Annotated in this window: 7 protein-coding genes; 3 read left to right on the top strand and 4 right to left on the bottom strand. The window is 40.3% G+C overall.

The window, feature by feature from the left end:
* Positions 1–4: 4 nt before the first annotated feature.
* The 4 genes from IRB43_RS10065 to IRB43_RS10050 form a co-directional block, all read right to left on the bottom strand.
* Positions 5–289, bottom strand: coding sequence for a late competence development ComFB family protein (locus tag IRB43_RS10065; protein ID WP_203363337.1), 285 nt, complete (start codon positions 287–289; stop codon positions 5–7).
* Between the two features lie 181 nt (positions 290–470).
* A complete protein-coding gene (locus IRB43_RS10060) occupies positions 471–2,483 on the bottom strand; it encodes a sensor histidine kinase (protein WP_203363336.1) in 2,013 nt (670 codons plus the stop codon).
* Positions 2,480–3,160 carry a response regulator transcription factor gene (locus IRB43_RS10055; protein WP_203363335.1) on the bottom strand — a complete coding sequence of 227 codons (681 nt, stop codon included), beginning with the start codon at positions 3,158–3,160 and terminating at the stop codon, positions 2,480–2,482. The genes IRB43_RS10060 and IRB43_RS10055 overlap by 4 nt, the downstream gene beginning before the upstream one ends.
* Positions 3,161–3,342: 182 nt before the next feature.
* Positions 3,343–3,501, bottom strand: coding sequence for a hypothetical protein (locus tag IRB43_RS10050; RefSeq protein WP_203363334.1), 159 nt, complete (start codon positions 3,499–3,501; stop codon positions 3,343–3,345).
* Between the two features lie 298 nt (positions 3,502–3,799).
* Here IRB43_RS10050 and IRB43_RS10045 point away from each other — a divergent pair, with 298 nt between their 5' ends.
* The 3 genes from IRB43_RS10045 (at position 3,800) to IRB43_RS10035 (ending at position 12,141) form a co-directional block, all read left to right on the top strand.
* On the top strand, positions 3,800–9,373 hold the full coding sequence (locus IRB43_RS10045; RefSeq protein WP_203363333.1) for an S-layer homology domain-containing protein: 5,574 nt from the start codon (positions 3,800–3,802) through the stop codon (positions 9,371–9,373).
* 124 nt (positions 9,374–9,497) lie between these two features.
* Positions 9,498–11,015, top strand: coding sequence for a S8 family serine peptidase (locus tag IRB43_RS10040; protein WP_203363332.1), 1,518 nt, complete (start codon positions 9,498–9,500; stop codon positions 11,013–11,015).
* Positions 11,016–11,280: 265 nt separating this feature from the next.
* Positions 11,281–12,141: a CvfB family protein gene (locus tag IRB43_RS10035; protein ID WP_203363331.1), complete on the top strand. Its 861-nt coding sequence runs from the start codon at positions 11,281–11,283 to the stop codon at positions 12,139–12,141.
* Positions 12,142–12,175 lie beyond the last annotated feature (34 nt).

Genomic DNA, 12,175 nt, shown 5'->3' with positions numbered 1-12,175 from the left:
TTCATCACTGGTTTTTTTGTGTTTGGCAGTGGGGGTTGGCGGCTATTTTCGTGCTTGCTTGGGTGATTGTTGTTAAAATATTGGCATGTTCTTGCGTGTTCACCATGTATTTGGCTGCCACATACGGTCGATATTTATCATCGACGACATACATCGGCGGAAGATGGTTAAGGGAAAGAGCCAATAAGTCGTCTAGGCAGCGGTCGCAGCGGCAAGTTAGCTTTAAGGTGTCTTTATGCTCGGCAATGATCGCTTTCACAATATCCTCCATGGCATTTTTGACGGTCATGTAATATCCTCCGTTTATAATTATTTATCCCCCATTAACGGTCTGTAAGACTCCCATCTCCACAAGGCAGAAGAAATACGGACGTGCAAGTGGGAGAAGCAGAAAACCTCGCTGATTGAACTTTCACTCTATTATATCGGAAGGAAAGAAAAACGTTAAGTTTCTGACTATTCTTTAGGATTCACCTGTTCACAGGTAATGTTACAGTAAAGCTAGCCCCTTTTTGTGGCTGGCTTTCGGCAGTGATCGTTCCTTTATGCGCTTTGATGATTTCTTTAGCAATTGATAAGCCTAAGCCGGTGCTCTGTTTGTCTGTGCGAACAGGCGTCGTGCGATACATATGTTCAAATAGTTTATCTGTATTTTCTTCTGAAAAGCCGCAGCCATTATCTTTCACCCGGAAGGAGACCGTCTTGGCATCTTTCCAAACAGAAACTTCTACCATTCCGCCAGCAGGAGTGAACTTCACAGCATTTGATAATAGATTGGAAAAGATCTGTTCGATGCGGGTAGGATCCAGTAGGACTTCATGTCGCTTGCCCTTTTCTAATGAAGAGTGATAAACAAAGGTTAACTTTTCTGCTCGAATTTGTGCTTCATACGATTGGAACAATGTGTACATGTATTCTTTAAAATCAACGCGCTGAAAATCAAAGGAAAGCTGTTTTCCTTCCATTAATACAAGTTCCTTCATATCAGCCAGTAATGTCTCCATAAACTGTACTTGATTATACAAGCTGGCTACATACCTTCGCTCATTTAACGGAATAATGCCATCTAACATGCCTTTTGCTACTATCTTTTGTACAGACAGCGGAGAAGACAGATCATGGGAAATTAATGAAATCATACGAGTTCTAGCACTTTCCGATTCTTCTAGCTCTTGATAAGCTTTTTCTAATTTTAACGTTCGTTCCTGTACTTTTTTCTCTAATTGCTTATTTAACACATTCAGCTCATTAGATAGACGCTCGGCTATCGCATAGGAATGAGAGTACCTAGCTGCGTTCAAAGTCACATGAATAATGACAAAACAGAGAAGACCTAACGGAGCAATATACATGCCCTCTAATAGATCGAGCCGAATGAATATATCATTAGTTATGCCGTAAATAATACACATCAAACCAACAACATTCCAGTATCCTTCAATGACTCCTTGTTGAATCGAACGAATGGACAGGATAAGGATGTAAATAAATGCACAAAGCACGAAAAAGGCAAAAGGCAATTTTGTGTATGTAAATATGCTCGATGGCAAAAAGGCAGACATACATGCACTAATGAAACAGACGGCAGTCACTATTTTCAAATATAATGGTTTCAACGGCTGGTGTAATACCGAGTGAAAATATTTATAAAAAGCGATAAAGAGGAGAAAGGTACTGACATGTTCAATTCGCAACATCGTTGTCCAATTTAAAAACGGGAAAAGAAGGCCAAGTTGAATATTGCCTGTCGTTGAAGTTCGAATCGCTACGGCTAAGCAAATCAGGCCAAAGTAAAGAGACGATAAATCGTTGCGGCGTTTTAAATAAAAAACCATATGATAAATGGCTAGAATCAGCATACCTCCAATAATGAAGGCTTCTTTCATCATCCGTAAATTATATTCAGTCAGTACAGTTGTTTTATCACCAAACTCAATCGCTTTCCATAAACCTGTATGATAGAACATATAATTAGCTGTTAAAATATCAATTTGCAAAACATCTTGGGTGGGTTGATAAGCAATAAAGGATGGGCGATTTTCTGGGAAGTAGTCTTTCCTGGATGTTGCAATTATCCCGTTTTTATAGAGTGTTTCTCCGTTTACTTTAAATACATAACTCGATCCGATCTCCGGAAGGTAAAAAGCGAAACGTTTTCCGACATCCTCTGGGCGTAATTTCATGGTTAAGCGGTAGTTGGCGTAACCGTTTGGAGGAATATCCTTGCCGTTTCGTTTATAATTTGTCCATTCATTTGGCACCTCCACATAAATGGGAGACTGACCACTGAAATCTTTCCATGAAAAGGCCCATTCACCATGTAGTCCGATCACTGGTGTTTTCTCAAATGAATGCTGTTGAAGGTCCAATATGCCTTTTTGTGCGTTTAAAGGGACATGAGAAGGGTGAATAAGCTGGCTGCACATAAATAATAGAAGCAATAAGATGACGGTGACGTAAATATAGGCTCTTCTTCTTTTCATGGCACAAGCTTATACCCAAAGCCTCTCACCGTTTGAATATAACGGGGCTTTTTAGGTGTGTCTTCAATTTTTTTACGCAGATTACTGATATGCACAAACACGGTATTGGCATCGCTTTCAGAATCAAATCCCCAAATAGAGTTAAACAAATGTTCTGAACTAAATACCTTATTCGGGTGCTGGGCTAAGAAGAATAGCAACTGCTTCTCTTTCGCATACAGTTCAATAGGAACTCCATCTTTTCTTACTTCTATACTTTCTAAATCGATGGTCAGATTGCCAAACGTCAACGAGTGGTTTTCTGTTTCATCCACATGTCTTCTTAAATGCACTTTGATCCGTGCAAGCAGCTCTTGAGGGTCAAAAGGTTTTGTCATATAGTCATCAGCACCGCTGTCAAAGCCTTGTAACTTAATCGCAGTCTCACTAAATCCAGAAATAAATATTACTATACCATTATATTGTTTTCGATATCGTTTCGCTAAAGCGAGACCGCTTTCTCCAGGAAGCTGGATATCAAGCAAAATCAAATCCGGTTGAAAAAGCTGGATATCTTCCCAGCCTTTTTCAGCGTTCTCGGCCCAATGAGCTTCGTATCCAGCGGCTTTTAAGTACATAAGACTTACTTCAGCAAGCGTTGCTTCATCTTCTATTAACAGGATTCGCTTGCGCCTCATTGTATGACTTCCTCTCTCGTTAAATTTTTACTATAATACTACCAAATTTTCGCAATATGACGAATGGTATATTTGAACTAAAAAGAAAAAGACTAACCTAAATAGTAAGCTATCTCTACATGAAGATAGCTCATTCAAGGTTAGTCTTTTTCTAATTTTTCTATGCCTCCAATAAAGCGAACTTATTGAGGGAGCTTGTCCAAAATACTTGATTGGTTACGGTGAAGTCTGTGAGACTCTTGATATGATTTGCGCAACTCTTTTGTTTGTAAGCGCTCTTTTATTTTCGGTAGTACAACTGCTAGCAATACGCCGTAAGTAATTAATTTCTTTGCATTCATCTTTCTTCATCCCCGTTCCTCATAGTCAGTACAATTCCTTCTCCATAAAACCTGCATAATAGAAAGGCACTATGCTTTCAGATTAGAGCTAAAAAGATCTTCTGTACGATTATAACATATTTAATCATCTAATGAAATTGAAGTAATGGAATTCAATGTAAAAAAATCATGTTTTTGAATAATGAGTGTATAAACGCGGTTTTAGGTAAATTAACATCTTTTTTACAATATATTCACAGTAAAAATACAAACTTTATCTAAAATGTGAAAAGATGTGTTTTTTGATAAGGAGGAAGTTATGAATAATAAATCTGTTTATATGTTAGCCCTTGCCGCTTGTTTATCTGTTTCAACGTTCGCATCAGAAATAGCTGCTGAAGGGACGGTGGAGTCTGAACAAACACCTGTATTAGATGCTCAAAAGAATCCCCCATTACTTATTACGGAGTTGGTACCGAATACGACGAATATACCTGGTACTTCAAGCGACGCCTATGAGTTTATTGAAATCTATAATAATAGTGATCAGTCTGTATCATTGAAAGACTATCAATTAATTTATCGCTATCCGGATGGAAGTAAACCAGATGCAGCATGGATATTTAAAGAAGATAAAACAATTCCTGCACAAGGCACGATCGTTGTTTGGGTGAAAAATGACGAAAATACTGAATTGACTCTAGCGGACTTTAACAAACAATTCAACCGTCAATTAACAGAAGATCAATTGACGACGGTGGAGTCAGCTGGAATGGCGAATGGTGCAGCGCGGACGTTAGTGATTGCGGATACATACAATAATGAATTATCGGAAGCGAGTTATTCAAAAGAGCATGTACAGGAAAATAACGGTATTCAATATCAATTATCTGCGGATCAAAAGAAGATGGCTATCATTAATCATGACCAACTAGCAACTCCAGGAGAGGTTTCAGCAGAGCAAGTGCCGCAAGAACCCGTACATACTGTGAAGGATACGAAAGCTCCTGTTATTGAACATACGTCTGTCACTTCCATTCAAGCAGGAGAAGATATTCAGTTGAATGCTCAAGTGACAGATGATCTAACAGTAAAAAATGTAAAAGTGACGTATCGTTTGAATCAAGATAGCCCTTGGAAAGAAGTCAATATGTCTACTGATACACAGTCACCTAATACCTATAAAGCGACGATTCCAAAAGAAGAGATTATAGGACAAGAAATCTTTTATCAAATCCATGCATTTGATGGGATGAATATAGCCAAAACTGCCGAATTTAAAGTAGCAGTAGAAGAACTGGCGTATGATTCGCAGCAAGTGCCGGAATTGTTGGTGACAGAAATCGTGCCTGACTCTGCTAATGTTGGCGGTTTGGACGGGTATGAATTGATCGAGGTGTATAACAATACGACAGAAACGGTGAACTTGAAAGATTATAAGATTCGTTACCGTTACCCTGCAGAAGGTCCGGGTGCTGATTTAATTTGGGGGCCAGAAAAAGAAGATCTCCTGTTGCCATCCGGAGAAACGATGGTATTTTGGATTATTAACGGAGCGAATCAAGCTAAAACAGTAGCTGATTTTAACCAGCATTATGGTGTGGATTTAATCGAGAACGAAAATATTGTTAAGGTGTTTTCTGGCGGAATGGCCAATAGCGGCGCTCGCGGGATTGCGGTTGCTACCAATACAGGAAAAGATGTTTCTGTAGCTTACTATAATGATGAAGGAACGAAAGATGATACAGTAGCTGATAAAGGGATTTTCTATACATTTCCAAAAACACCGGGTGATACAGTGATGAAGAAATACAGCAGCGGGACAGAGGCGGCGACACCGGGAACAGTAGCAGGGAATCAAGCGCCGAGTCAAAAGGTGAAGCTGCCGATTGATAACGAAACACCTGCTGTATCAGACATAACAGATCCAGCGCCTGTCTCTGAAATGAATGATATTCAATTGACATTTGATGTAAAAGATAATCGCGCTGTGAAAACCGCTCGTTTATTTTATAAAACGAACAAGGATTCCAATTATCAGTCTGTTGATTTAACAGAAAACTATGACGATAAACTATATCACCATACGATTTACTCTCCTAGTTTAATAGGAAAACAATCTGTCGAATATTATTTGGTTGTTTCCGATGGAGTTAATGAATTAAAGACGGAGCCGAAGAAGATTTCTATTTTGCAAGACCAACAGCAAACAGGAATTGGGTTGAATGTCGAAAATGATTCTTTATTAAATAAGACGGCTTTAATTAAAGCTTCTCATCCAACAGAATTTACGAAGACGAAGCTTTTCGTTGATGGAAAAGATGTCACATCAGAAACGACAACGGCTTTAGCAGAACCTGCCTATTTTGCTTTTGATGTGAAGAAAGTTAATCTTTATTTTAAAAACGGTGTCACCATCGGCGATGAAGCACTACATATTTTCGATGATACGATTGATACATATGTCACGAAAACTGTGCCAATTGATCCGAAATACTTTGAGCAAGGAAAGGATGCGGTGATCTCCATCCGCTCCGGAACGAAGGTATCTCCTTTTGATCAAGAATCGGAAGAAAACCGCGATGATTTTTATGTGAAAAATGTCCGGCTCGTTTTGCGAGATGGAACCGTTATTTATGATCCTGCTTATAACAATCCGGAGAAAGAAATTTCAGTAGGAGATGGGGCATCAGCTAAGCCTGTCATTGACTTCTCATTTAAAGTGCCAGATGAGAAATTTATTGCCAAAGCTTACAAATGGGATACGACGAAGGTGAAGGATGGTGCTCACATCGTTGAAGCTACAAACGGTACAGAGAAGTCAAAAGTGAATGTTCTTGTGGATAATCTTGCCCCTGTACTGACATCGACAGTGGAAGAAGGAAAAGAATATAAAGGTTCTTTCACCATTAATGTGGAGGCAAAAGATGAATTATCGGGTGTGAATAAAATAACGGCAGAGTTAGATGGTAAAGAGATTGCACTACCATTTGAAACATCCTCTGCCAAGTTAGAAGCAGGCAAGCATACGTTAAAAATGACAGCGGTCGATCAAATCGGCAATGAGACTACTCAAGCTGTTACATTCCACGTCGCAGAAGAAAGACCGTATAAACCAGAAGCAGTGAACCCAAAAGACGGTGCGACAAATGTTTCCACTTCTACTAAATTAAAAGTGAAGGTATCTGACCCGACAAAGGATGATCTCGACGTTGCTTTCATGAAAGGATATAAGTATAAAGCCAATGAAACGGATCACGTGTCTGTATATGAAAACAATGTGGACCGTGAACCGCCTAAAGAAATGATTCCAAGCGGAGAAACAGCTGTGTCAGAAGTTGATAAGCTAGCGGCGGCGGATCAGCAATATGTAACGACGAAGTCAACCGATCAATTTCCGTATCAGCGCTTTGAAGTAAAAGTGGATGAAGAGATGAGTGAAAACGATGAAATTGAGCTGAACTGGGAAGGAAAATCATTAATTGGCCGAAAAGTCTCCATGTATGTATGGAATTACAAAGTGAACAAATGGGAGCTAATGGAGTGGAAAGTAGCTGAAAATGATCAAAACTTTAAACTAACTGGTACAGTAAAAGGTGCTGACTACGTAAAGGATAAAAAAGTACAGGTCATGGTTCAAGATGAAATTGCTTCAACGACTCAATTTGATTATTCTTTTATTTGGATGTCCGATACGCAATATTACTCTGAAAGCTATCCTCATATTTTTAAGAAGATGACAGAGTGGACTGTTGCTCAAAAAGAAGCGATGAATATTAAATATGCATTTCATACGGGAGATCTCGTGGATGAGGCGGATCAGGAATATCAATGGAAAAATGCCGATGAATCGATGAGGTATTTAGATACAGGAAATGTTCCATACGGTGTGTTGGCTGGGAACCACGATGTTGGCCATAAAACCGGCGATTATAATGAATACGGAAAATATTTTGGAGAAGCTCGTTTTAAAGATAAAGATTATTACGGAGAATCTTATAAAAATAACCGCGGTCATTATGATCTGATCAGTTCTAATGGCAATGATTTTATTATGCTGTATATGGGTTGGGGAGTGAATGACGAGGATATTGCTTGGATGAACAAAGTGTTAGCGAAATATCCTGAAAGAAAGGCGATTCTTAACTTCCATGAATATTTACTTGTGTCAGGAAACCGCAGTCCAATTGGCGATAAAGTGTATAACGAAGTCGTTCTTCCAAATAAAAATATTATCGCCGTTTTATCTGGCCATTATCATGACAGTGAGACGTTAGTGGATGAGATTGACGACAACAAAGATGGCAAACCGGATAGAAAAGTGTATCAAATGCTAGCTGATTATCAAGGTGGTCCTGAGGGAGGACAAGGGTTCCTTCGTATTATGCAAGTGAATCCTGTTGAAAATAAAATTTACATGAAAACGTACTCCCCTTACCTGGATAAATTTAATTATTATGATACGAATGAATACCCAGGAAAAGATGAGTTTGTCATTGATACAGATTTAACACCAAAGGAAAAAGTAGTAGCTACCGACTTCTTTGAAGCAAATGTATTCACAGATCAAAAAATTGGTGAACAAACAGGGGTGAAAGATCAGCAAACACCGGAAGTTTCTTGGAATAACCTTGAAGCAAACAAAAAGCATGGCTGGTATGTGACTGTGAAAGATCAATTTGAAGGCGAGGTGCGCTCGGACGTCTGGACGTTTAGCACAAAGACAAAGGAAACAGGCGGAGGCAACCCGGGGAACGGTGGAGGAACAGCAGAACCGCCTGCTAAGCCAGAAGTGCCAAATGGAGAAGAGAAAGTCATTGAAATCACGGAAGAACAAATTCAAACGGGAGCAAATGAATTCCTTCTTGATATGACAGCAGAAAAGGCGGAGCGAATGGGCCTAGCTCTATCAAAAGAGTTAGTGGCGAAGTTAGCAACTAGCCAACAACCACTGAAGATTGTTCTTGATGGAGAGCATGAAGTAACCCTTTCACCAGAAAACCTTGCTTATCTCCAACAGAAAACCGGTGAAATGATTCATATAAAAGTGTCTAAAAAAGCGCAAGCCGTCAAAGCAGCAGCTACTCCTCAATTTAAATCTGACTTGATGGAAGTGACCGTATTAGCTGGAGAACAAACTGTGCTTGCTGATTTGCCGGTTCCTCTTTTGTTAAAGATGAAGTTAAGCGGTTCTGTGGATAAAGATAAGACGACAGGTGCTTCTTATCATGAGAAAACACAAAAGTGGGAGTATGCGGGCGGCTATTTGCAAGAAAAGCATTGGGTCATTCCGGTGAGACAAGCTTCTATGCTCACGGTGCTTTCTAATGATAAGGTCTTTAAGGATACAAATCGTCACTGGGCTAAGAAGGAAATCCATTCTCTTGCGTCCAAACTGATTACAAGCGGAAAGACGGACGATCTATTCGCTCCAGAGCAAAAGTTAACTAGAGCTGAATTTGCTGTATTACTAGTGCGTGCGATGCAAGTACCTGTGAAAGAATACGAGGGGATCTTTACAGATGTTCCGGAAAGTAAGACTTGGGCAGCTGCTCAAATTGAAGCTGCGAATCGAGCGGGAATTGTGCTAGGAAAAGAAGATGGAGCATTTGATCCAGATGCTAACATTACTCGTGAACAAATGGCGGTCATGATCACTCGTGCGATTGAGTATCAGCAAGCTGATTTGCTAGATTCATTGAAATTAAATCAGTCATTTAAAGATGATAAGCGTATCGGTGATTATGCTAAGGTTTCTGTTAAACAGGCAGTAGAGCTTGGTATTATAAACGGGTACAAAAACGGCAAGTTTGAACCGAAAAGGGAAACGACTAGAGCAGAAACAGCCGTCATGCTTTATCGAATGCTCAATAGATTAAATGAAAATCAATAAAGAACAGCCGGAGAGAAGGAAAAAATTTCTCACCGGCTTTTTTCAATTTTTCCTTCAAGTACCTAGACGTATTCGCTAAATCCTTTTATAATTTTTACAAAGAATAGTAACCAGGAGGATCTTCATGGGGAAAAAACGGTTGGCCACATCTATTTTGACAAGTGCAGCAATGGCAGTTACTTTATTTAGTTCAGTGCCTGTACAAGCTACTGAACAATTGAACCCGCAGACTACTGAACAATTAAGTCCGCCAGCGATTCAAGTAAGCTATGAAAAAGGGGAGCTCATTGTTGAATTTCATCGCTCGCTAACAAAAGCAGAGAGAGATGTAATTTATCAGCAATATGGATTAACAGAGAAGTCGGTACTAGCCAATGGGCTCTTCGTTAATGTGACAATTGAGGATTACCGCAAGTTGAAAGAAGTAGCAGAGGCACTCATGCAAGAGGAAGAGATTGCTAGTGCGGAACCGAATTATCATATGACAACTGAATATACACCGAATGATAAATATTACAATCGCCAATGGTTTCATTCAAAAGTAAATGCCCCTTCTTCCTGGAATCGCACGCGCGGGGACTCACAGTTAACCGTTGCGGTCATTGATGGCGGAGTGGAAATGAGTCATCCAGAGTTTAAAGATCGCTTAGTTAAGCCGTATAATGCAGTGACAAACAGTACGACGTTTGCGCCGGATGATCATGGCACGCATGTGGCAGGGATTATTGGCGCAGCTATGGATGGTGTAGGGACAGCAGGTGTCGCTCCCGGTGTAAAAATTATGCCAATCAATGTATTTAACGGTGAATACGCGGAAAGTTACGATATATCTAGAGCTATTATTTACGCAGCTGACCAAGGAGCAGATGTGTTGAATTTAAGCTTTGGTACTTATAGCTACAGCAGTATCGTGGAATATGCGGTGAACTATGCAACCAAAAAAGGAGCAGTAGTCGTTGCAGCTGCTGGAAATGAAGCGACGAATTTGCCATTTTATCCAGCTTCGCATTCAAATGTTATTTCAGTAAGTGCAACAAACGCGAAGGATAAAATCGCTGGTTTTTCCAATTATGGTCGCTATATTAATGTGTCTGCGCCAGGTGAAGGGATCCTTTCAACCGTCACTGAAAATGCCTATGCCTATATGGATGGAACGTCTATGGCTGCTCCAGTTGTCTCAGGGGAAGCTGCATTGATTTTATCGAAAAATCCGTTTCTTTCTCCAGGTCAAGTACGACAAGTGATTTATTCATCCGCTCGGGATTTAGGAAAAAAAGGATGGGACTCTTACTACGGAGTTGGACGAATCGATACGTACCAAGCACTGAAAATGACGAAGGAACCGATCGGAAAGATCATTCTTTCTGCTAACGAATATACAGGCGTGAAGAATATTCGCGCAGGAGTAGCCACTTATGGAAATATGAAAGGTACGATTTATGTAGAGGATGCCGCAGGAAACAATGTAAACACATTAATGAATAACCAAGCTCCGCAAAAAGGCAGCTTGGCGGTTTATTGGAATGGCAAGCTGCGAGATGGATCTTATGCCCCGTTGGGTGACTATAAAATTGTTTTCAGCGTGTCTGATGGTCGTCAAACACTCGTGAAAAAAGCAGCAGTAAAAGTGGTTCAGAACTAATCATGTGGGGCTGTCTCTGTTAGGAGACAGCCCTTTTGCGTTTATTGAGTACTTTTTTGACGATCGGATACACAACGGGTGCATATTTAATGGCTGTTTTCACGATGGACTTGATTTTCATTCATATCACCTCACTGTTATTTTCCCTGAATGGAACAGACTTAAACAATAAAATTCGCGCAACCCATCCTTAATTCCTGTTATAATGAAGGCAGATTCGGGCAAATTGATTATTAATTAAAAGCAAAGGAAGGATTTATTATATATGACGAACTTACAAGCAGGAACGATTCGCACGCTTGAGGTGAAAAATGAAGCACCATTTGGCTGGTTTTTAACAGATGGTGAAGAAAGTGTATTATTGCATCACTCTGAAATGACGGATGACTTTGATATGGATGAACCGGTTGAAGTCTTTTTATTTCAAGATCATCAAGGTCGACTGGCGGCTACGATGAAGAAACCATTGATCACACAAGATACTTACGGCTGGGTGGAAGTCGTCGGCGTAGAAGAAAAACTAGGCGTATTCGTCTCGATTGGCATTACGAAAGATATGCTTGTATCAGAAGATGATTTGCCATTTATGTTCTCGGTGCGACCGATCGTTGGTGACCGTTTATATTGTACATTGAGACTTGACCGCCGCGGCCGCTTATTTGCCAAACCAGCAACAGAAGAAGTGATGCAGGAGCAATTTACTGCTGCTTCTAGAAAGGATTTCAATAAGGATATTACCGGTATTGTCTACCGAGCAACGAAAGCTGGCACATTTATCATTACTGCTGAAGGTTATCGCGGCTTCATTCACGATTCCCAGCGCAAAGTGGAACCGCGCCTTGGCCAAAAAGTAGATGGCCGTATCATTGACGTGAAAGAGGATGGCTCTGTCAACGTATCTCTTCTCGGCCGTCGCCAAGAAGTGCAAAAGGACGATGCTGAAAATATTTACGATTACCTCGTTGAGCGCGGCGGTTCCATGCCATACAGCGACAAAAGCTTCCCAGAAGAAATCGAAAGTCGCTTCGGCCTAAGTAAAGGCGCTTTCAAGCGAGCCCTAGGCAAGCTGATGAAAGAGCGAAGAGTGTACCAAGAAGATGGCTGGACCCATATTGTAAAAGAATAAACACGAGAAAGCGGTCGGGAACGTATCCTGGCCG

It is taken from the genome of Bacillus sp. REN10, from assembly GCF_016820555.1.
In the GTDB taxonomy this organism is placed as follows: domain Bacteria; phylum Bacillota; class Bacilli; order Bacillales; family Domibacillaceae; genus Bacillus_CE.
The sequence above is the reverse complement of the archived record's forward strand: the minus strand, read 5'-3'. Positions and strand labels throughout refer to the sequence as shown.